Origin of the sequence: Acetobacter fabarum (genome assembly GCF_022483405.1) — a bacterium.
Lineage (GTDB): Bacteria > Pseudomonadota > Alphaproteobacteria > Acetobacterales > Acetobacteraceae > Acetobacter > Acetobacter fabarum.
Map to the genome: position 1 here is coordinate 699488 of NZ_JAKVNI010000001.1, position 20151 is coordinate 719638.

Below are 20151 nucleotides of genomic sequence, written 5' to 3' on the forward strand. Positions count from 1 at the left end.
AGTGCTTTTTAAGCCCGCCACTTTTTCTGTTCCCGGATACAATACAGCTTTTGCCATGCCTGATGCCCCTGCTCCCCCATCCCCCCTTTTGCGCCACCCCGGTCTGGTTGCTGTTATTGGCGCACGGGCCTTGTCCGCTTTTGCCGGGCAGGTGCAGGCCGTAGCTGTTGGCTGGCAGGTTTACGCGCTCACCCATAGTGCAGCGGCCTTGGGGTTTGTGGGGCTGGCACAGTTCCTGCCCATGGTGGCGTTTATCTTCCCGGCCGGGCATGCCGCAGACCAGCACAACCGCCAGCGTATTGTGGTCACCTGCCAGACCATAGAACTTCTGGCTGCGGCGTTCATGGCCTATGCCTCTTTTACGCACCAGTTGAACGCCACCATGATTTACGGGCTGGTTGCCATATTTGGCACCTGCAAGGCGTTTGAAATGCCGGCCCAGCAGACCTTCCTGCCCTCCATTGTGCCGCCGGCACTCTTCCCCCGTGCCACAGCGCTCTCTTCCTCCCTGTTTCAGGTCGCGAGCATTGCCGGGCCGTCTCTGGGGGGGCTTTTGTACGGTCTGGGTGCGGGGGTGTGCTATTCGCTCTGCGCGATCAGCTTTGCCATAGCGGCGCTGGCGACCTGGTCCATGGTCATAACAAGTCCGGCCCGGCCACGGCAGCGGGCTACTCTGGCCGCGGTTTTTGGCGGCATTGCCTTTTTGCGGCGCAAACCCACCATGCTGGGTGCGATCTCGCTTGATCTGTTTGCCGTACTCCTGGGCGGGGCCACGGCCATGCTGCCCATTTTTGCCACGGATATTCTGCATGCCGGGCCGTGGGGGCTTGGATTGCTACGGGCGGCCCCTGCCATTGGTGCCTTGCTTGTTGCTGCGGTGCTGGCCCGCCACCCGCTGGGCAGGCATGCCGGGCGGTGGATGTTTGCCTCCGTAGCCGTTTTTGGCGTGGCGACCATTCTGTTCGGTTTTTCCCACTCCATAGCCGTATCCGTGCTTATGCTGGCCATTCTGGGCGGGGCGGATGTGGTGAGCGTTATGGTCCGTGGCGCACTGGTCCAGCTTGGCACACCGGACGAAATGCGCGGCCGCGTATCGGCCGTGAACATGCTTTTTATCGGGTCATCCAACCAGTTGGGTGAATTTGAAAGCGGGATGCTGGCGGCTGTTATGGGTCCGGTTGCCGCCGTTGTACTGGGAGGTGTTGGCACACTGGTTGTAACAGGCATATGGATGGGCCTGTTCCCCGGCCTGCGCAAGCTGGACAGGCTGGAAGATATTACAACCGATACAGTATAAACCCCGAACAATAAAAAAAGCCGCACCAAATGACCGGTGCGGCTCCTTGCATGACCGGCCCCTAAAGGCCGGTATGGCTTTGGTGTTCAGACAGCTTTTTTAAGATTGGGGCTGGCTTTAAACCGTACCGTTTTACCAGCCTTAACCTTGACCGGCTCGCCCGTGCGGGGGTTAAGCGCCTTGCGGGCCTTGGTTTTACGGACTGTAAACGTGCCAAAGGACGGCAGGGTAAACCCACCCTCACGCTTGAGTTCGACAACAATAGCATCAATAAGGTCATTCGCAGCCTGATTGGCGGCAACCCCTGTGCAGTTGATCGAATCCTGAATCACTGCTGCAATAAAGGCCTTGCTCATAGAGTTACTGGCTCCCTTTCAGACAGAATTTTGTACATGACAATTATTGAACGGATATGCCTAAAAGGCTTTAACGGCTTGTAGTCACATTTCTTAAAAATTACCAACATAAAAAATATATCTTTTTTCGATTCCTCCCGATGGGAACAGCAGAAACAGAATCTGTGTCTTTACAGACACACACCTCCCACCTGCTCACAGGCACGATGTGCTGGCTGTGCAGACCGCAAAACCCGCACTATTCCCTCCAACTGTTACAAACTCCCTTATGCTATTACATAATTCCTAACCATAAATAGCATGACAATTTGCAGAACATATTCAATGACTCAGATCATTTCTTGTGCGGATAAAAGCAACACCCCTGACCTGACACAACAACCAGAGAGCCACAGGGTTTGTATATGGCGACTTATTTTTGAAAATACCGTTTTTGAATAATGGATTTTTTAAACTACCCACGCATAGGTTCCGTGGCATGGCCGGTTATGCAAGCATATGCTTACGTCTTTTTTTTCGGCCACACACCAGACTTCCCGTTCTTTCCGGGGATTCCAGATTTTGTAAATTATGGAGTCCGTCACAGTTAATTTAATATTAACGGGAGCAATTCGGTCTGGTTTTATTATGCACTGCCTGTACGTTTATTGCCCTTGTTTGATCATAATACAGGTATAGTCTGATCCGTAAGCCAAATACAGAACGGATATGGTTCTGTTATTGTGGCAAACAGAGTTCATGAGGTGCAACCATGCGTTTTTCCCTCCTTTTACTGTCGGCTCTTGGTCTGGCAACACCGGCTCTGGCGGCAGAACTCCCTGTTACTGCGGAATTTGCCGCACAGCCTGCATTCGCACCCGCGTACCATGCCATGAGCACCCTGCCCCCGTGGGTTTCGGAGCTAAAGGCGACCTCGGTCCCGGTTGAAAAAACAAGCATTGATGGCAAGCCCTACCTGCTGGGGCACCTGTGCAAACCCCATGACTGTGCGGCCTACCAGATGGAGGTGGTATTTACTCCAGATGGCCATAAGGCATGGGGGTTCCTGTCCGTTGTCACCAATGGTGCCTTGTACCAGATGCCACTGGGTGAACCATCTGCCCCCATTCTGGCAGCACTCAGGGCCGCCTATACGACCAACAACCCCGAACATCCCGGCTGCAATAGCCCTGCCGCTGGAAAAACAGACCAGCCAACCCCATAAAGCAGGGTATGACTTTTTTTCAGGATGACCTCTTCCCGCGCCGGACTGTAGCACCACAAGCTGTGGTGCCACCAGAGTTGTGGGAAAAACTGGCGCGCTCCACGTTCAGACAACGTTTTCATCTCAATGCGCAGGATATGGCGTATCTGCGGGAAAAAGGTTTGCCGCTGGTGCTCGAGCATGGGCAGGACTTCATTGCCCGCCGCCTGGCACCCGCCGCACCGCTCAAAGATGGACGGCAGACACCGTGGAAGGGGCACCCGGTTTTTGTAGCCCAGCATGCCACGGGAACATGCTGCCGCTCATGTCTGGCCAAATGGCATGCGCTGCCATCCGGCCGCCAGCTGAATGAAGCGGAACAGGACTATATTCTCAGCGTGCTGGCCCACTGGCTGGCTGGGGAGCTGGCGCGGCCAGACACACCACAACCAGCCCGCAAAACCCGTAAACCTGTCCGCCCTCCGGCTCAGGGAGTAGAGGGCTGACGGTCCATTAACAAGGATGTCACTGCCTTTTTGAAAGGGGAGAACCTGTCTGCCATACGCAGGCACCCTTCACGAATCTGGCGGAAGGGTGGGCCGTCATGGGTGTAGAGCGAGGCAATCCCGTTTGTGCCCGCAAACAGTAGCGCCGTTGCCTTACGGTGCTGGCGCTCAAATGCGCGCAGGGCCGCGGGGTTGCCTGCATCCCCATTATTCGCAACGGCTGCCAGCACCTGCCGGGCCAGTATGTCCTGCCCCTTCAGGCCCAGATTAAACCCGTGTGCCGTAATCGGGTGCATGCCAACCGCAGCATCGCCCACCAGTGCCAGCCTGCGGGCCGTAAACCTGTGCGCGTAAACGCCTTTGAGCGGGTACACGTGGCGGGTGCTGACAAGCCGCATGGCCCCAAGGCGGTTGCCCACGCGACGCATGATTTCGGCATTAAACGCTTCACGCGGCATATGGGCCAGTGCCTCAATCTCCTGCGGGGACAGGGTCAGCACAAGGGAGGAGGCCATGCCGTTAACGGGCAGCAGGGCGATTGTCTGCCCCTCATCAAACCACTGGAGCGCAACATTATGGTGGGGGGATTCGTGCGCCATGCGGCAGACCATCATGGACTTGCCAAAATCATGCACAATTGCGCCAATGCCCGCGCGCTGCCGGGTGGGAGAAAAACGCCCGTCCGCCCCGACAACCAGCTTTGCATTCACCTGCCCGCCCGTGTGGTGAACCGCCGCGTAATCCTGCCCCTGCCGGATGGTCTGCACCGCCGTGCCGGGCTGGAGGGTAATATTAGGCATATGCTGTGCCGCAGCAAACAGGCCGCGACGGATCTGGTTGTTGGAAACCAGCCAGCCCAGCGCATCCACCCCTTCGCCCCGCGTGTCAAACGTGAGCGGGTGCCGGAAACTGCCGGTTTCAATCCGTGCTTCCTTGAGCGGGCAAACAACCGCCTGCGGAATATGGGCCCACGCGCCGGTCTGTTCAAGCAGACGGACAGAGTGGTGGGTCAGGGCAATTTCGCGCCCGTCAAATCCGGGTTCGGACCATGTATCAAGCGGAGCGCGCTCCAGAACGGTTACCGAAAGACCACCACGCGCCATAAGAAGAGCCGTGGCCAGCCCGACCGGACCACCACCAATAACGGCAACATCTGTCTGCTGTATGTCGGACATGGGTTAGTCCTTGTCTGCGCCAAAGGTTACGGGCTGGCCGTGCCAGCGCGCGGTAAACAGGCCGGGGTCGGCCCGCTTGGGTGTATGCTGTGCGCCGTCCGGCGTACCCACAAACAAAAAGCCCGCCAGCCGACTTAACCCCAGCTCGGCCGCCAGAGCGGCGTCCTCCACCAGTGCACCGGAAACCCATACGCCCCCAAAACCCGTTGCATACAGGGCGTTGAGAATGTTCATGGCCCCTGCGGCCACGCACATTTCCTGCTCCCAGAGCGGAATTTTATGCTCGGGCTGCAGGTGCATGCCCAGGGCAATAATCATGGGCATGGTGGCAAAACGGGTGCGACGTTTTTCAATTTTGGCAGCGGGGGCTTCTGGCTCCACGCGCGCCATGCTGGCCACAATGCGCTCGGCCAGAGCGGGGCGGTCCTGCCCCTCGATCACAACATAACGCCATGGCTGAAGGCGACCATGGTCGGGTGCGCGCATGGCCGTGCCCAGAATAGCCATCAACTGCTCGGGCGAAGGAGCCGGGTCCTGCAGCCGGTCGGTAGAGGCGCGGGAGAGAAGCATGTCCATAGGCGTCATGGTCTGGTGCCTTTGTTGCAAAAGGGGGCGTTAAGCCGTGTTATTGTGGGAACGCCGGAAGCGGGCCACCCCCCATGAGGTGCAGATGAAAATGCGGGACTTCCTGCCCCGAATTGGTGCCTGCGTTGGTAATCAGCCGGTAGCCGTTTTCTTCCAGCCCCAGAGTATGGGCAATCTGCCCGGCAGCGCGCATGACCCCGGCGATTTCTTCCGCCGGAGCGGTCTTGCTGAAATCCATGAAGGAGACATACGGCTTTTTGGGAATAATCAGCACATGCACGGGAGCTTTGGGGGCAATGTCCTCAAAGGCCAGCACCCAGTCGTTTTCAAAAACGGGTTTGCACGGAATCTCACCACGCAGGATTTTCGCAAAAATGTTCTGCTGGTCGTAAGGGCCTTTGCCGGTCACAGCCATGGTCGGTCAGTCCTGTTTTGTTGCGTCTGATGCGGTTGCGCCGGATGGGGGCAGGGATACTTTGGGGCGGGAGGCTTTTTCGGCAATGCCGCTTGTGCCTTCACGCCGGGCCAGTTCGGCCCAGACCTCATCTGGCGTAATGCCTGCATTCACCCACATGACAATCAGGTGGTACAGCACATCGGCACTTTCCCCCACCAGCAGGTTGGTGCGGCCTGCCACGGCTTCGATCAGGCATTCCACCGCTTCCTCACCAAACTTCTGCGCGATCTTGTAGGTACCGCGTGAGAGCAGGCGGGCCGAATGGCTTACTGCGGGGTCCGCGTTCTTGCGGCTTTGCACAACGTCATACAACCGGTTGAGCACGGAAGCATCTGCCCCATCGGACAGAGGAGGGAGTTCCTGAGTTTCTGCCACCTTGGTTTTTTTAGCCTTGACGGTTTTTGTCTCGGCTTTGGCAGTGGCTTTTGACGGAGCTTTTTTGATCATGACGTCTGACTGACCTGAAAAGGAGCGGGGGAAGGGCGAACCGGCAGTCCGGCCTGGGTCAAAGCCTGTTTGACCTGAGAGACGGTAAACTGCCCAAAATGGAAAACACTGGCCGCCAGCAACCCTGTTGCCCCGGCCCGGGCACCTTCCACAAAATGGTCGAGCGTGCCAACACCACCAGAGGCCACAATAGGCAGGCGCACAGCCTGTGTTGCCGCGCGCAGCAGGTCCAGATCAAACCCGCTGCCCGTGCCATCACGGTCCATGGATGTCAGCAGGATTTCACCCGCGCCGCGCTCGGCAGCCTGTTTGCACCAGTCTATGGCGTTAATGCCCGTTGGGGTGCGGCCACCATGGGTAAAGACCTCCCACGTGCCCGGTGCGGTCTGGCGGGCATCCACCGCAACCACAACACACTGGCTGCCAAACTTGCGCGCGGCCTCGCTAATCAGTTCGGGGCGGGTCACGGCGGCGGAGTTCATGGCGCATTTGTCTGCCCCGGCCAGCAGCAGGCGGCGCATGTCGTCCGTGGTGCGCACCCCCCCGCCCACGGTCAGGGGCAGGAAGATTTTTTCTGCAGTACGACTCACCACGTCCAGAATGGTATCCCGGTTTTCGTGGCTGGCGGTGATGTCCAGAAAAGTCAGTTCATCAGCCCCGGCAGCATCGTACACCGCAGCCTGCTCGACCGGGTCGCCCGCATCACGCAGGGCAACAAAGTTGACGCCCTTGACCACCCGGCCATTTTTTACGTCCAGACAGGGAATAACGCGTAGCTTCAGCATCCGCTCAGCACTCGCAGGGCTTGTGAGGGTGATACGCGGCCATCATACAGCGCGCGGCCAACAATAACACCTTCTATGCCCGGTGTGGTGTTAGCCGCCACGCGCAGGGCTGCAAGGTGGTCAAGGCTGCCCACCCCCCCGCTGGCAATAACGGGAATGGATACGGTGTTGGCCAGCGCTACGGTCTGCTCAATATCCAGCCCTTCGAGCATGCCGTCCCGGCTGATTTCGGTAAAGATGATTGCGCCAACCCCTGCATCCTGCATCCGCAGGGCAAGGTCGGTTGCTTGCATGTCCGACACTTCTGCCCAGCCCTCGGTCGCCACCAGACCGGAGCGCGCGTCAATCCCGGCCACAATACGGCCGGGGAAGGCACGGCAGGCCTCGCGCACCAGAGCGGGGTTCTTGACCGCGACCGAACCCAGAATAACGCGGGTAATCCCCGCCTCCAGCCATGCGGCAATGGCGGCCATGTCCCGCAGGCCACCGCCAAGCTGGACCGGCACATGGGCGGCGTCCAGAATGGAGCGTACAGCCTGTGTGTTGGCCGATGTCCCGGCAAATGCGCCGTTCAGGTCCACCACATGCAGCCATTCAAACCCTGCATCCTGCCATGCCGTGGCCTGTGCGCCGGGGTTGTCGGAATAAACGGTTGCGTCGTCCATTTCCCCACGCCGCAGGCGCACACACGCGCCATCTTTCAGGTCAATGGCGGGGTAGAGGGTCAGCGGGCGGGAGGGCGTGGATGTGGTCATGGCGTGTGGCTGGCTTCTTGTTCGTTACGGGTCTTGGTGGACTGTAAAGGCAGGGTATCATCGAGGCATTTGGTAAGGAACAGCCCCGATACAAGCTCATCCCCCACCCGGGCGTAAAACGGGTGTTTGCCCCATATGTGGAACCCAGTCTTTTCAAATAGAGCAATGGCTGCGGTCTGTGTCTGCAACACATCCACATTCAGCACCCGGAAGCCCATGTTGCGTGCGGCGTTTTCCACCTCCTGCAACAAGGCGGCCCCCAACCCCTGCCTGCGCGCGTACGGTGCAACAAACAGGTGGGCAAGGGTAATGCACATGGCCTGCAATTCGTTATTGCGGGGAGCGCGAATAAGCTGGGCCCCGCCAACAATAACCCCATCCAGCCGGATGGCGAACAGCATGCGCTCGGGCACCAGCAGCAGACCGCGGAAATAACGCTCAAGCACCTGCCGGCCCTGTGGCTGCAACCAGCCAAACCCGCCGCCATCCAGAATGGCGGCATCCACGGACTCGCACAAAGCCTGAAGGTCATCTTCCTCCAGCGACAGAATGCGCTGGACGCGGGTTACGCGGGACATCAGAACGTCGCTTCCGGTTGCCATGCTAAAAAGTTCGCAAGAATCTTCAGCCCTACAGTCTGGCTTTTTTCCACGTGAAACTGTGTGCCTGCCACGTTATTGCGGCAGACAATGGCTGGCACGCTGCCGCCGTAATCCGCACTGGCCAGCAGCACGTCATCCGTGGTGTTGCGCAGGGCGTAGGAGTGGACAAAATAGCCGTGCGGGGCTGGGCCCAGCCCCTGGGTCAGCGGGTGGGACTGGTGGAGTTCCAGCTCATTCCAGCCCATTTGCGGCAGGCGCAGACCGGGGGCTTCCATGGGGGCGATTTCCCCCGCAATCCAGCCAAAACCTTCGGTTACACCATGCTCAAGCCCGCGTTCGGCCATAAGCTGCATGCCAACGCAGATTCCCAAAAACGGCGTGCCTTTTGCTACAGCCTGCAAAATGGCGTCCTTTAAACCCGCAATGGCCTCAAGCCCCTGCGCGCAGTCCGCAAATGCGCCCTGACCGGGCAGGATAATACGGTCCGCGCGCCGGACCTCGCCCGGTTCGTTGGTAATGATCACCGAAGCGTCAAGGCCGGAAAGCTCGGCAGCACGCTGGGCGGCCCGGGCGGCAGAGGCCAGATTGCCCCCTTCGTAATCGACAACAGCAATGGAGAGAGGCTGGGCCATAAAACCCTCCTGGTTCTGATCGTGCGGAAAACCGTGCCACTCCCCCGCACCGGGGCAAAAAACACGGCTGGTTGTCTGTTGGGGCGGGACCATGTTCTGGCCAGAACATGGCGGAATCACACCCGCCGCCGGTTGGTTTACAGGACGCCTTTGGTCGACGGAATGGCCCCAAGGGCGCGCGGGTCCGGCTCTACTGCCATACGGAGTGCGCGGGCAAGAGCCTTGAACGCTGCCTCGGCAATATGGTGGCAGTTTTTACCGGCCCGCTGGTTCAGGTGCAGGGTGAGCATGGCGGACATGGCAAACGCCCGAAAAAACTCTTCCACCAGTTCCGTATCCAGTTCGCCAATACGGTCCCGGTCAAAGGTGGCCTCAAACGTCAGGAACGGACGGCCAGAAAGATCGACCACTGCCTCGCACAACGCTTCGTCCAGCGGTACAAGGGCCGAGCCAAACCGGCGCACGCCGCGCTTGTCGCCCAGCGCCTGCCGCATGGCCTGCCCCAGGGCAATGCCCGTATCCTCCACCGTATGGTGGCCATCTATATGCAGGTCACCCTTGACCGTTATATCCAGATCAAACAGGCCATGCTTGGCCAGGGCGGTCAGCATGTGGTCAAAAAAGCCGATACCGGTTTCAACCCGAGCCTTGCCAGTCCCGTCCAGAGTCAGGGCAATGGCAATATCGGTTTCGCTGGTAACGCGGTGAACTGTGGCGTGGCGCGATGTTGTCATGGTCCCAGCTTATAGCCCAAGACCGGGCACAATGCCATTCCGCCGACTGGGCGGTATTTCAGGCTTCGGGCACATGCTCTTCCAGCTCCTTCAGCCACAGGGTTGCGTTGCCATCGGATGGGGCGCGCCAGTCCCCACGGGGGGAGAGGCTCCCCCCCGCCATGACCTTGGGGCCATTGGGCATGGCCGAGCGCTTGAACTGGCTGGTGGTAAAAAACCGGAACATAAAGACCTTCAGCCATTTGCGAATAACCGGCAGGCCGTAGCTTTTGTGGTCATGCGGCATAAAGCCCGGCGGCCAGGCGCCTTGCCCGGCATCACGCCAGACCTGTTCAGCCATAAAGGCAATGCGCGCGGGACCAAAGCCGTGGCGCAGCACGTAATAAAGCGTGAAGTCATGCAGGGCATATGGCCCGATTGTGTCTTCCGTGCTCTGGCTGGCACCCGCCGTTGCGGGGATCAGTTCGGGGGAAATCTCGGTTGCCAGCACGGTGCGCAGCACGGCGCAAACATCCGCCGGGAAATGCCCCGAGGCAATGCACCAGCGGATAAGGTGCTGGATAAGGGTTTTGGGCAGGCCAGCATTCACGTTGTAATGCGCCATCTGGTCCCCCACGCCGTAGGTACACCACCCCAGCGCCAGCTCCGACAGATCACCCGTGCCAATAACAATACCGTTGTGCTGGTTGGCCAGACGGAACAGAAAATCCGTGCGCAGCCCGGCCTGCACATTTTCAAACGTAATGTCATGCACAGGCTCCCCTCTGGCAAAGGGGTGGTCCATGGTCTGGAGCATAAGGGTTGCGGCAGGCCGGATGTCCAGCGTTGCCTGCGTGATGCCCAGATGCTCCATCAAGGCATGCGCGCTGGCCAGTGTCTGCTCCGTGGTGCCAAAGCCGGGCATGGTGTAGCCCCGTATGGCCGTGCGGGGCCAACCCAGTTCGTCCGCCGTGCGTACCGCCACCAGCAGAGCATGGGTGGAATCCAACCCGCCAGATACGCCAATAACCATGCCCGCAGCCCGGCAGCTTTTAAGCCGCTGCTTGAGAGCCGAAACCTGAATGGTAAAGGCTTCAAAACAATCCTGCTCCAGCCGTGCCGGGTCCGCTGGCACAAAGGGAAAACGGGAGAGCGGGCGCAGCAGACCCAGGTCAGAGACCGGAGGAGCCAGCGTAAACCCTATAGAACGCCAGAGGGCTTGGGCCGGGCCAGCCATGGCGGCGCAGTCGGCAAAGGAGCCAACCTGTGCGCGCTCATGGCGGAGCAATGTAAGGTCAATATCCGCCACAACGGCCTGTGCGCCTGTGGGAAAACGCTCACTTTCGGCCAGCAGCACACCATTTTCAAAAATGGCGGTCTGGCCATCCCATGCCAGATCCGTGGTGGATTCGCCCTCGCCCGCCGCGGCATACAGGTAGGCCGCCACACACCGCGCAGACTGGGAAAGGCAGAGCAAACTGCGGGTACGGGCCTTGCCCACGGTAATATCGCTTGCAGACAGGTTGGCCAGCACGGTGGCACCGGCCATGGCCTGCGCTGTGGAGGGTGGATTGGGGACCCACATATCCTCACAGATTTCCACACCAAGGCAAAAACCCGGCACATCCTGGGCGGTAAACAGCAGGTCCACACCAAAGGGAACATCCTGCCCACCGAGGCGCATACTCTGCCCCCGCACGGCAGCACCCGGAGCAAAGTGCCGTTTTTCGTAGAACTCGCGGTAATTGGGCAGGTAACTTTTAGGCACCACGCCAAGAATACGGTCCCGGTGCAGCACCACAGCGCAATTATACAGGCTGTTCCTGTGGGCCAGAGGAGCCCCAACCACCAGCACGGGCAGCAGATCCACCGTTGCCTGCGCCAGCTCCACCAGTGCGTTTTCCACCCCACGCTGGAGCGTGCTGTGCTGGAGCAGGTCCTCGATGGAATAGCCGCTCAGCCCGAGTTCTGGGAAAACGCACAAGCCTGCACCCTGCTGGGCGCAGGTGCGGGCCGTGGCCAGAATCTGGTCCTTGTTGGCATACGGGTCTGCAAGAGTGACGGGCGCCGTGCAGGCCGCCACGCGCACAAATCCCTGATGGTACAGAGATCGGAATAAGGACGTGGTCACGGCTTTCCTTCCTTGCTGCGAGGAGCACTGTCCTGTCTAGCAGGCAGGCAAACCGACCGCCAAGGGCTGGCAAAGCGCTGCTCCATGACAGATGCGTGCAGTTGCATGAAAAAAAAGCGCCTTTTTTGCATTTTCCCTCTTGCACAATTGAGCGCTCCCCCATAAAAGAAGGCCATCCAATGCGGGCGTAGCTCAGGGGTAGAGCACAACCTTGCCAAGGTTGGGGTCGAGGGTTCGAATCCCTTCGCCCGCTCCAGATTTTCTCTTGAAAATCAGGTCGATAAAGACGGTCCTTCGGGACCGTTTTTGCTGACAACGCCTCCATAGAGGCCTATTGTCAGCAGGTTGTCAGCGCCCAAAAGAGCACTGTGGGACGTCATGGCGTACTTTTGGTGTGGGTGACGCCTCATGGGAAGGCGCACGAGGGCTGTTCTGGTCCTATTGATCTCCGCTGCCCTCCGAAGGCGGAAGCCTGTAGATTCCGAGGGAAGCCGCCCCCCAATTCCGAAATGATGCCGCCCCCCTGTTCCGAGAAATAGTCGCCCCCGGATTCCGAAATGATGCCGCCCCCTGGAGGCGGTGTCGAGCGGGGTTCGCCGGCGGGGTTAGGTTCGCTGCTTTAGCCATTGTCCTCGCTGGCGCAGCCAATCGTCCGCACGATGATCCCGCCGCGCATCTGGCCGCTGGGATGGTCTCCACAGTTTGGAGCGTGGCATTTGCTCAGGGAAATGAGGTTGACCTGCCCCCCGAAAGATCCCTCATTCTGATGTAGAGTCTGTCCACGAGAAGGAGCAGCCGCATGAGGAAGAGCCGTTTCACCGAGGCGCAGATTATCGGGATGATCAAGGAGCAGGAGGCCGGGCTGCCGACTGTGGATGTTTGCCGCAAGCACGGACTGAGCACGGCGACGTTCTACAAGCTGAAGGCCAAATACGGCGGATTGGAAGTATCCGATACCCGCCGCCTGCGGCAGCTTGAGGATGAGAACGGCAAGCTCAAGCGCCTGCTGGCCGACAGTATGCTCGACAACGTCATCCTGAAGGATTTGCTGGGAAAAGTCTGACGACACCGGTCCAGCGGCGGGACGCGGTGCTGCGGGTGTTGCGGGACTATGAGATCTCGCAACGCCGGGCCTGCGGGCTGATTGGTGTCGATCCCAAAACGGTTCGGCGCGAACGCTCGCCTGACCATAGCGCCATCCGTGACGCCATGAAGGAGGTTGCGGGCAAGCGCCGCCGGTTTGGCTACCGGCGGATCGGCATCATGCTCGAACGCCAGGGGATGACCATGAACCACAAGAAGCTCTACCGGCTCTATCGGGAGGAAGGCTTGTCAGTGCGCCGGCGTCGCGGACGCAAACGGGCGCGGGGCAGCCGCACGCCGCTGCCCGTGCCGCTGGCTCCGGGCGCTCGCTGGTCGATGGACTTCGTGTCCGACACCTTCGGCGCATCGCGCAAGTTCCGGATTCTGGCGATCAATGATGACTGTTGCCGGGAGAACCTGTGCCTGGTGGCGGATACCAGCATCTCTGGTGCCCGGGTGGCGCGCGAACTCGACACATTGGTGCGGCTCTATGGCAAACCGGCTTGCATTGTCAGCGACAATGGGACCGAATTTACCAGTCGTGCGATCCTGGAATGGGCGGCCAAAAATGAGATCGAGTGGCACTACATCGATCCGGGCAAGCCCCAGCAGAACGGGTTCATCGAGAGCTTCAACGGCTCTCTGCGCGATGAATTCCTCAATGAGGAACTGTTCGACAGCCTGGCTGACGCCCGCCGGAAGCTGGCCATCTGGCGTTACGATTACAACCATGTCCGGCCTCACTCATCGTTGGGAAACCGGGCGCCTGCACAAGCGCGTCGAGCGTTCGAGCAGAATGAAACCGTCACGCCCGACGCGCTTGTGCAGGCGCAGGGCACATCGTATTTAACCGCTGGACTCTCGTTATGATCGAGGGACTGACGGGGGGCAGGTCAAATACGTTGAATTTCAGGAAGCCGTCAGGCGAGGGAACAGCTTCTCCGCATTGCCCCGGTTGATCGCGTAGCGCTGGTTCTCATCCAGCGGATAGGCATCCAAGGCGGCGTTGAATTGGTGACTTGATGGTGCAAAGGGAAAGTCGCTCCCGAAGGTGATATGTGTCGGATCTGCGAAGGCCAGCAGCGACGGCAGCGCGGCCGGGGTCGAGGACAGCGCGGTATCGAAATAGAAGCGCTTCATGTCCGCCATGATACCCTCGGGCGTCGTGCTGGGATTGAACTGCGCCGCGCCGACGAAGCGATAGGCAGCATAGGGAAGAAAACCTCCGCCATGTGACAGAATCACCTTGATCCGTTTGTGTCGGCTCATGACTCCGTTGGCGACCATGTGGATCGCAGTGCGCGTGGTATCGAACGGATAATCGAGCAACGGGCTCGGCAAGCCCTTGAGCATCTGGATCGGCGGCTCGGTCGGGTGGATGAAAATCACAGCCGAGCGAGAGTCGAGTTCGGCCCACAGCGGTTCGTAGTCGGGATCTCCCAGATATTTACCGCCGGCATTAGACAGAAGAACGACGCCATCGGCGTGTAGCACATCGAGTGCATGAATCGCTTCCGCGACCGCCCCCTCCACGTCCGGCAGTGGGATACAAGCGAACTGGCCGAAGCGATCAGGTCGGCCCTTGACGAGCTCCGCGTGATATTCGTTCACCTGCCGCGCCAGAGTGCGGCCTTCTGCGTCGTTCGCCAGATGCACGCCCGGCGCGCTCAGGGACAGGATTCCGGTTGCGATCGATTCCTTGTCCATCATGGCGATAGCTGCCTGTGGATTCCAATCGGGAGTTGGCCAACCGCCAGCGGTCAGACCGCGCTCATCAAGCAACTTGCGGTATGCGGGCGGGATCAGGTGCTGGTGGGTGTCAATACGTGCGGGTGATGTCATGACTGAACTCCTTTGGGTGTGATGGCTAGCCTGTGACCTTGGTTTCTGCTTGCGAAAGTGCCGGGAGATGCAGAAAAGCTTCAAGAATGCTGGCTGTTAGCAACTCCTGAGCGCTGTCCGGATGGATGTCTGGAGAGAGTTGATGGAGCAGGATGGGGGCGGCGCGTGGCTGGTTCACAGCGTTGTTCAGCAGCGCGAAGAAGGCCGCCGGGTGACGGACGCGGATGATGCCGACGTCTATCCCCACCTCAATGAGGGGTAGGCTCGCCTTATAGGACGGCCGGACCAACTGCTCGGTGAGGAGGATCGCCCGCTCGCTGTTCTCGGAAGCGTGGCGAACAACGAACTGGCGAACTTCCGGGTGGGCAAAGGCAAAACCGACATAGTGCTGGATCAGGGCAGTCAGTCGCTCCGACACCGTGGCGCTTGCATCAGACGTGATACGTTCGATTTCCGCGATCAGGGGTGCTCTTCGCGCGATGATGGAATCCATGCAGGCCTGCCAAAGACCAGCCTTGCCGCCAAAATGGATACGGACAAGCCCCGCATCAACATCCGCGGCACGCGCGATGCTCCGCAAGTCAGCAGCCTCATAACCGCGTTCTGCGAAGGCGAATGTTGCCGCCTCGATCAGCGCCAGTCGCCCATCCGGCATGTCGCGCCGCCTTCGTCCGCGCCGTCGCTGTTCCGATACCCCGTCCAACTTCTCCTCGGCCTTTCGCAAATTATATCTACATATGAGGATATATTATAGATCGCACCTTATCAAGATTGCCATGGTCGGCGGCCAGCGAGACGCCCTCAAAATGTCACTAGACGACTAGTCTAATTCTAGCTATGTGGGGATGGCGATCGACAGCGTCGGCACACTCGGCGCCCCGAGCGATGGCTGCACCGAGTGTGCTCCAGCGTTGCGGTCAACCATTTCGGTCGCAGGGCAGACCAAGCAAAAGTGGAGCAGTTGTTATGAAAATCTTTTATAAAACCCGCGCAACATCCACCGGTGGTCGATCCGGCCACACAGCGTTAGACGATGGCAGTCTGGCGCTGGAGATGGCGATGCCGGGATCTGGCAAGGCCGGAGTCAACCCTGAGCAGCTGTTCGCAATGGGCTATGCGGCCTGCTTCGACAATGCGCTGCCGGTGGCGGCCAAGCAATTGGGATTGCACCCGGAAGGTAGCAGGACCTCCGTTGAGGTGGGCATCGGCCAAACGGAGGCGGGCGGCTACGCGCTGGACATCGACCTCTATGTCGAGGTGAAGGGTCTGAGCGAAGCCGATGCGCATGCCCTGGTCGAAGCGACACACCAGGTATGCCCCTATTCGAACGCCACGCGAGGCAACGTCGACGTGCGCCTACATACCAGCGTCGCGTGATCTGAGGCACTTCCTAGCTATTTCGGGAAACATAAACATGACTGTAAAGGCTTATGGAGCCCTAGCGGCTAATACTCCTCTGGCAGAACTCGATATCGTTCGTCGCGAGCCCGGCGCCAGCGATGTCAAGATCGATATTGCTTATTGCGGCGTCTGCCATTCCGATCTTCATCAAGCGCGCGGCGAATGGGGCAACACAGTGTGGCCCTGCGTTCCCGGGCATGAAATCGTCGGTCACGTGAGCGCCGTCGGCCGCGGCGTGACCCGGTTCAAAGTCGGGGATACGGTTGGTGTCGGCTGCATGGTCGGAAGCTGTGGCCACTGCGCGCCTTGCGAACATGGGTTGGAGCAATATTGCGACAACGGCACGGTCTATACCTATAACAGCCCGATCCAGGATCCTCCGGGACATACAATGGGCGGCTATTCCCAGCAGATTGTGGTCCAGGAAAGCTTCGTACTGAAAATCAGCCATCCGCGAGAACAGCTCGCCGCCGTCGCACCGTTGCTATGTGCCGGCATCACCACCTATTCACCGCTCCGTCACTGGAAAACGGGGCCAGGCAAGAAAGTGGGAATCGTCGGGATCGGCGGGCTCGGCCATATGGGGATCAAGCTGGCCCATGCCATGGGCGCCCACACAGTGGCCTTCACGACCTCGGAGAACAAGCGTGCCGCAGCACGCGAACTCGGAGCTGATGACGTCATCGTATCAAAGAATGCCGAAGAGATGGCTGCACACGCCAATAGCTTCGACTTCATTCTGAATACCGTCGCAGCAAGCCACAGCCTCGATGCGTTCACCGATCTTCTCAAGCTCGATGGCACGATGACGTTGGTCGGTGTACCGGAACACCCCCATCCCTCGCCCGATATCAGCCATTTGATCTTCAAGCGGCGGCAAATCGCCGGTTCGTTGATCGGCGGTATCTCCGAAACGCAAGAGATGCTGAATTTCTGCGCAGAAAAGGGGATCGTGGCAGATATCGAGATGATCCCCATCCAGAAAATCAACGACGCATATGACCGGATGGTGCGCAGTGATGTGAAGTATCGGTTCGTCATCGACAACGCAACACTGGCAGCGGCCTGACCCTGTAGACGACACGCTGCCTGCGCCTAGCGAAGCATTTCACCGGCCACGCCATCATCATTCGAGCGGAACGCGAAAGGCTCGCCTGATGCCCATGTCCCTGACGTAGTCGTCGACAGCATTAAGGTTCAAATGGAGTTCACTATGGATCATAAAACACTGTTCACCCCAGCCCAACTCGGAAAAATAGTAATTGCGAACAGGATCGTCATGGCGCCCCTCACGCGCAGCCGTGCCGATGACGCGACCGATGTTCCTTCTGAATTTGCGGCGGATTATTACGCGCAACGCGCTGGCGCCGGCCTGATCGTCACCGAAGCGACGCAGATCAGCCGCATGGCCAAAGGCTATATCGGAACGCCGGGCATCTACGACGATGCACAGGTAAGGGCCTGGGCCAAGGTTACTGATGCGGTTCATGCTGCTGGCGGGAAAATCGTCGTCCAGCTTTGGCATGTTGGTCGCAGCAGCCATCCCGATCTGCTGCCCGATCATGCTTCACCTGTAGCACCTTCGGCGATTCAGGCAGATTCCATTGCGTTCACCGCTTCAGGCCCGAAGCCGTGTGCGCCTCCTGTAGCGCTGGATCGCGCTGGCATCCGCGAAGTGGCCGCCGATTTCGCCAAAAGCGTAGCCAATGCTCGACGAGCCGGGTTCGATGGCGTGGAAATTCACGGGGCCAATGGTTACCTGATCGATCAGTTCATCAGGGACCGGACCAATCATCGGTCCGATGAATATGGCGGCACGGCGAAAAATCGCGCGCGTTTCGCGCTGGAAATCGCGGCAGCCGCTAGTGAGGCGTGGGATGCCGGGCACATCGGCATCCGCCTGTCGCCGTTCGGCACCTATGGCGATATGGGCGACAGTGACCCGGAAAATACCTTCGGCACTCTCATCGAGCAGCTCGACCCTCTCGGGTTGGCTTATCTGCACATGGTCGAGGAGTTCCCGTTCGCCAATATCCAGATGGAGCCGGGTCAAGCGCCCAGCCGGGAGCAGCGGGCCGTATTCCATCGCCTTCGTGCTTTCTGGAATGGCGCCTACATCGCCAATGGCGGCCTAACTGCGGACAGCGCGGAAACACTGCTTGAAGACGGTTATGCAACCGCGACTTCATTTGGGCGGCCCTTTATCGCCAACCCCGATCTCGTCGAACGGTTCCGCAACGGCTGGCCGATCTCGCAGGGTGACAGCAGCGTATATTATGGTGGCGGCGCCAAAGGCTATACGGATTTTCCGCGCTACCAGACGGCTAATCTAGCTGTCTGACGCCATCATTGGATCGAGAAAGCAGGCTCTGTAGATGCTCTTTTGGGGCATCTACAGAAGGGTGAGGAAGATATCCATGCTGACCGTCTATCATTTGGGAGTTTCTCAATCTGAACGCATCGTCTGGTTGTGCGAGGAATTGGAAATTCCATACGATCTTGTCCGCTTCGACCGAGATCCCGTCACCCGTCTGGCCCCTACCGCGTACAAGGCGCTGCATCCCACGGGAATGGCTCCCGTAATCAAGGACGGGGACGTTGTATTGGCGGAATCCTGTGCCATCATCGACTATATCATTCACCGCCATGGAGACGGAAGGCTGGCTGTCGGACCCGAAAGCGACGCCTATCCGGATTATCTCTTCTGGTTCAACTATGCGAACGGGACCGTTATGCCGATGGAGATGATCGGCATGATCTTGAACGGCATAGGCTATGATGGAAGTCATGGAGTTCTTGACAATCTTATGAAGCGCCTGCCGATTGCCTATGATTTGCTTGAAGCAAAACTGGGACAGGCGCCGTATCTCGCCGGTGATGATTTTACGGCAGCCGATATCATTATGCTGTTCCCATTAACCACAATGCGGGTTTTCTTTCCGAAAGATCTCTCACCTTATCCAAATATCCTTCGATATCTCGCGAGGATCGGCGACCGTCCAGGATACCAGCGGGCGATGGCCAAGGCGGATCCTGAAATGCAGCCTCTGCTGGCTGCGAGCAATAAGCCCTCATCAATAATATAGAAAGTCTATTACCTAACGCCCACTCAACATAACGACGAAGGGAAGAAGTAATGAGAGCTGCTATTCTGGCAAGCCCCGGTGGTATCGATCGGATTGAGATCCGGGAGATCGCCGATCCAGGGCAGCCTGGCCCTGGTCAGATTCGCGTTGCCGTGCACGCGACCTCGCTCAATTTCCATGACCTGTTGGTTGCCAATGGAGGCATTCCGACCAGCGATGGACGTATCCTAATGTCGGACGGCGCCGGTGTTGTCGAAGCGGTGGGGGAAGGGGTGACGGAGTTCAAGGCGGGGGATCGGGTCGTTTCCTGCTTCTTCCCGCAGTGGTCGGACGGACTGCCTTGGGGAGGGGTAGGCAACTTCGCCGGCACACCGGGTGACGGCATTGACGGTTTCGCGGTCGGATATGCCGTGAGGGCAGCGACTGCGTTCACCCACGCACCGAGTGGCTGGAGCCATGCGGAGACCGCGACGATCACAACGGCTGGGCTCACCGCGTGGCGCGCTCTTGTCGTCGATGGCTCAATCAGGGCCGGAGAGACGGTCCTTGTCCTCGGCACTGGCGGCGTGTCGATCGCGGCTCTGCAGATCGCCAAGACGATGGGAGCGGCGGTCATCGCCACATCATCGTCCGACGAGAAGCTCGAACGAATCCAGGCGCTCGGCGCGGATCATGTGATCAACTACCGGCAGACCCCCGATTGGGGAAAAAAAGTGCGCGATCTCACCGGCGGTGGCGTGGATCATGTTGTCGAGGTCGGCGGCCCTGGGACTTTGGCGCACTCGATCACGGCAGTTCGGGTGGGCGGTCATATCGCACTGATCGGTGTTCTCACCGGTCGGCAGGGAGAGATACCAACAGCAGTGTTGATGGCCAAGCAGGCGCGCTTGCAGGGACTTATTGTGGGGAGCCGGCGACAGCAGCAGGATTACATTGTTGCGCTGAACCAGAACGACATGCGCCCAATTCTAGATCGCAGCTTCACCCTGGATCAGCTCGGCGACGCCTTTCACTACCAGGCCAGCGGCGCCCATTTTGGCAAGATCTGTGTGGAGTGGTGAGCCAATCGAAGCAGCCTCAGGCTATCGCTTTTCCCTTGTGGCGCCCATGCCCGG

Annotated in this window: 20 protein-coding genes, 1 tRNA gene and 1 pseudogene; 10 read left to right on the forward strand and 12 right to left on the reverse strand. The window is 59.2% G+C overall.

Annotated elements, in window-relative coordinates:
- Positions 1-55 precede the first annotated feature (55 nt).
- Entirely contained in the window at positions 56-1297 is a 1242-nt protein-coding gene (locus LKE65_RS03455) for an MFS transporter (RefSeq protein WP_086646537.1), read from the forward strand.
- Between the two features lie 86 nt (positions 1298-1383).
- On the opposite strand, the gene LKE65_RS03460 is transcribed toward LKE65_RS03455, so the two are convergent.
- Positions 1384-1653 carry an HU family DNA-binding protein gene (locus LKE65_RS03460; RefSeq protein WP_025826862.1) on the reverse strand — a complete coding sequence of 90 codons (270 nt, stop codon included), beginning with the start codon at positions 1651-1653 and terminating at the stop codon, positions 1384-1386.
- Between the two features lie 751 nt (positions 1654-2404).
- Here LKE65_RS03460 and LKE65_RS03465 point away from each other — a divergent pair.
- Positions 2405-2857, forward strand: coding sequence for an Ivy family c-type lysozyme inhibitor (locus LKE65_RS03465; RefSeq protein ID WP_278740464.1), 453 nt, complete (start codon positions 2405-2407; stop codon positions 2855-2857).
- Between the two features lie 8 nt (positions 2858-2865).
- Positions 2866-3342 (forward strand): DUF4186 domain-containing protein, encoded by a 477-nt coding sequence (locus LKE65_RS03470; protein WP_165925743.1) that lies wholly within the window; start codon positions 2866-2868, stop codon positions 3340-3342.
- Here the strand turns inward: LKE65_RS03470 and ubiM are convergent.
- The 9 genes and pseudogenes from ubiM to LKE65_RS03520 form a co-directional block, all read right to left on the reverse strand.
- Positions 3324-4517, reverse strand: a complete 1194-nt coding sequence (gene ubiM, locus LKE65_RS03475; RefSeq protein WP_278740466.1) for a 5-demethoxyubiquinol-8 5-hydroxylase UbiM — start codon at positions 4515-4517, stop codon at positions 3324-3326. The genes LKE65_RS03470 and ubiM overlap by 19 nt on opposite strands.
- A gap of 3 nt (positions 4518-4520) precedes the next feature.
- Complete coding sequence (locus tag LKE65_RS03480; RefSeq protein WP_278740468.1) at positions 4521-5102, reverse strand: nitroreductase family protein; 582 nt, start codon at positions 5100-5102, stop codon at positions 4521-4523.
- A 40-nt stretch (positions 5103-5142) separates the two neighbouring features.
- Positions 5143-5517 (reverse strand): histidine triad nucleotide-binding protein, encoded by a 375-nt coding sequence (locus tag LKE65_RS03485; protein WP_086646532.1) that lies wholly within the window; start codon positions 5515-5517, stop codon positions 5143-5145.
- 6 nt (positions 5518-5523) lie between these two features.
- A complete protein-coding gene (locus tag LKE65_RS03490; protein WP_095349485.1) occupies positions 5524-6006 on the reverse strand; it encodes a phosphoribosyl-ATP diphosphatase in 483 nt (160 codons plus the stop codon).
- Positions 6003-6791: an imidazole glycerol phosphate synthase subunit HisF gene (gene hisF / locus LKE65_RS03495; protein WP_086646530.1), complete on the reverse strand. Its 789-nt coding sequence runs from the start codon at positions 6789-6791 to the stop codon at positions 6003-6005. Before hisF ends, LKE65_RS03490 begins: the two co-directional genes overlap by 4 nt.
- Positions 6785-8124 (reverse strand): annotated as a pseudogene (hisA, locus tag LKE65_RS13510) (1-(5-phosphoribosyl)-5-[(5-phosphoribosylamino)methylideneamino]imidazole-4-carboxamide isomerase). The gene hisF and the pseudogene hisA overlap by 7 nt, the downstream one beginning before the upstream one ends.
- Positions 8124-8780 (reverse strand): imidazole glycerol phosphate synthase subunit HisH, encoded by a 657-nt coding sequence (hisH, locus tag LKE65_RS03510; RefSeq protein ID WP_253529099.1) that lies wholly within the window; start codon positions 8778-8780, stop codon positions 8124-8126. The pseudogene hisA and the gene hisH overlap by 1 nt, the downstream one beginning before the upstream one ends.
- Positions 8781-8917: 137 nt before the next feature.
- A complete protein-coding gene (gene hisB, locus LKE65_RS03515) occupies positions 8918-9514 on the reverse strand; it encodes an imidazoleglycerol-phosphate dehydratase HisB (protein ID WP_086646529.1) in 597 nt (198 codons plus the stop codon).
- A 58-nt stretch (positions 9515-9572) separates the two neighbouring features.
- Positions 9573-11624, reverse strand: a complete 2052-nt coding sequence (locus LKE65_RS03520; protein ID WP_278740473.1) for an NAD(+) synthase — start codon at positions 11622-11624, stop codon at positions 9573-9575.
- A 181-nt stretch (positions 11625-11805) separates the two neighbouring features.
- Between LKE65_RS03520 and LKE65_RS03525 the strand changes: the two genes are divergently transcribed.
- Together LKE65_RS03525 and LKE65_RS03530 are read left to right on the forward strand one after the other, a co-directional pair.
- Positions 11806-11880: transfer RNA gene (locus LKE65_RS03525), tRNA-Gly, on the forward strand.
- A gap of 543 nt (positions 11881-12423) precedes the next feature.
- A protein-coding gene (locus LKE65_RS03530) for an IS3 family transposase (RefSeq protein WP_278740474.1) occupies positions 12424-13577 on the forward strand; the annotation gives its coding sequence in 2 pieces (ribosomal slippage) (positions 12424-12682 and positions 12682-13577; 1155 coding nt in all).
- Positions 13578-13616: 39 nt separating this feature from the next.
- Here LKE65_RS03530 and LKE65_RS03535 read toward each other — a convergent pair.
- A complete protein-coding gene (locus LKE65_RS03535) occupies positions 13617-14549 on the reverse strand; it encodes an amidohydrolase family protein (RefSeq protein ID WP_185706157.1) in 933 nt (310 codons plus the stop codon).
- 25 nt (positions 14550-14574) lie between these two features.
- On the reverse strand, positions 14575-15204 hold the full coding sequence (locus LKE65_RS03540; protein ID WP_185706159.1) for a TetR/AcrR family transcriptional regulator: 630 nt from the start codon (positions 15202-15204) through the stop codon (positions 14575-14577).
- A gap of 311 nt (positions 15205-15515) precedes the next feature.
- Between LKE65_RS03540 and LKE65_RS03545 the strand changes: the two genes are divergently transcribed.
- The 5 genes from LKE65_RS03545 to LKE65_RS03565 all read left to right on the forward strand — a co-directional run bounded on the left by LKE65_RS03545 (position 15516) and on the right by LKE65_RS03565 (position 20097).
- Positions 15516-15926 (forward strand): organic hydroperoxide resistance protein, encoded by a 411-nt coding sequence (locus LKE65_RS03545; protein WP_185706161.1) that lies wholly within the window; start codon positions 15516-15518, stop codon positions 15924-15926.
- 37 nt (positions 15927-15963) lie between these two features.
- Positions 15964-17019: an NAD(P)-dependent alcohol dehydrogenase gene (locus LKE65_RS03550; RefSeq protein WP_185706163.1), complete on the forward strand. Its 1056-nt coding sequence runs from the start codon at positions 15964-15966 to the stop codon at positions 17017-17019.
- Between the two features lie 144 nt (positions 17020-17163).
- Positions 17164-18291, forward strand: a complete 1128-nt coding sequence (locus LKE65_RS03555) for an alkene reductase (RefSeq protein WP_185706165.1) — start codon at positions 17164-17166, stop codon at positions 18289-18291.
- Between the two features lie 76 nt (positions 18292-18367).
- Entirely contained in the window at positions 18368-19036 is a 669-nt protein-coding gene (locus LKE65_RS03560) for a glutathione S-transferase family protein (protein ID WP_185706167.1), read from the forward strand.
- A gap of 50 nt (positions 19037-19086) precedes the next feature.
- On the forward strand, positions 19087-20097 hold the full coding sequence (locus LKE65_RS03565; RefSeq protein ID WP_185706169.1) for a zinc-dependent alcohol dehydrogenase family protein: 1011 nt from the start codon (positions 19087-19089) through the stop codon (positions 20095-20097).
- Positions 20098-20151 lie beyond the last annotated feature (54 nt).

Bases quoted from the DNA above. Each gene is read 5' to 3' on its own strand.
- LKE65_RS03455 (WP_086646537.1), top strand. From the start codon at position 56: ATGCCTGATGCCCCTGCTCCCCCATCCCCCCTTTTGCGCCACCCCGGT.
- LKE65_RS03460 (WP_025826862.1), bottom strand. From the start codon at position 1,653: ATGAGCAAGGCCTTTATTGCAGCAGTGATTCAGGATTCGATCAACTGC.
- LKE65_RS03465 (WP_278740464.1), top strand. From the start codon at position 2,405: ATGCGTTTTTCCCTCCTTTTACTGTCGGCTCTTGGTCTGGCAACACCG.
- LKE65_RS03470 (WP_165925743.1), top strand. From the start codon at position 2,866: ATGACTTTTTTTCAGGATGACCTCTTCCCGCGCCGGACTGTAGCACCA.
- ubiM (WP_278740466.1), bottom strand. From the start codon at position 4,517: ATGTCCGACATACAGCAGACAGATGTTGCCGTTATTGGTGGTGGTCCG.
- LKE65_RS03480 (WP_278740468.1), bottom strand. From the start codon at position 5,102: ATGACGCCTATGGACATGCTTCTCTCCCGCGCCTCTACCGACCGGCTG.
- LKE65_RS03485 (WP_086646532.1), bottom strand. From the start codon at position 5,517: ATGGCTGTGACCGGCAAAGGCCCTTACGACCAGCAGAACATTTTTGCG.
- LKE65_RS03490 (WP_095349485.1), bottom strand. From the start codon at position 6,006: ATGATCAAAAAAGCTCCGTCAAAAGCCACTGCCAAAGCCGAGACAAAA.
- hisF (WP_086646530.1), bottom strand. From the start codon at position 6,791: ATGCTGAAGCTACGCGTTATTCCCTGTCTGGACGTAAAAAATGGCCGG.
- hisH (WP_253529099.1), bottom strand. From the start codon at position 8,780: ATGGCCCAGCCTCTCTCCATTGCTGTTGTCGATTACGAAGGGGGCAAT.
- hisB (WP_086646529.1), bottom strand. From the start codon at position 9,514: ATGACAACATCGCGCCACGCCACAGTTCACCGCGTTACCAGCGAAACC.
- LKE65_RS03535 (WP_185706157.1), bottom strand. From the start codon at position 14,549: ATGACATCACCCGCACGTATTGACACCCACCAGCACCTGATCCCGCCC.
- LKE65_RS03540 (WP_185706159.1), bottom strand. From the start codon at position 15,204: ATGCCGGATGGGCGACTGGCGCTGATCGAGGCGGCAACATTCGCCTTC.
- LKE65_RS03545 (WP_185706161.1), top strand. From the start codon at position 15,516: ATGAAAATCTTTTATAAAACCCGCGCAACATCCACCGGTGGTCGATCC.
- LKE65_RS03550 (WP_185706163.1), top strand. From the start codon at position 15,964: ATGACTGTAAAGGCTTATGGAGCCCTAGCGGCTAATACTCCTCTGGCA.
- LKE65_RS03555 (WP_185706165.1), top strand. From the start codon at position 17,164: ATGGATCATAAAACACTGTTCACCCCAGCCCAACTCGGAAAAATAGTA.
- LKE65_RS03560 (WP_185706167.1), top strand. From the start codon at position 18,368: ATGCTGACCGTCTATCATTTGGGAGTTTCTCAATCTGAACGCATCGTC.
- LKE65_RS03565 (WP_185706169.1), top strand. From the start codon at position 19,087: ATGAGAGCTGCTATTCTGGCAAGCCCCGGTGGTATCGATCGGATTGAG.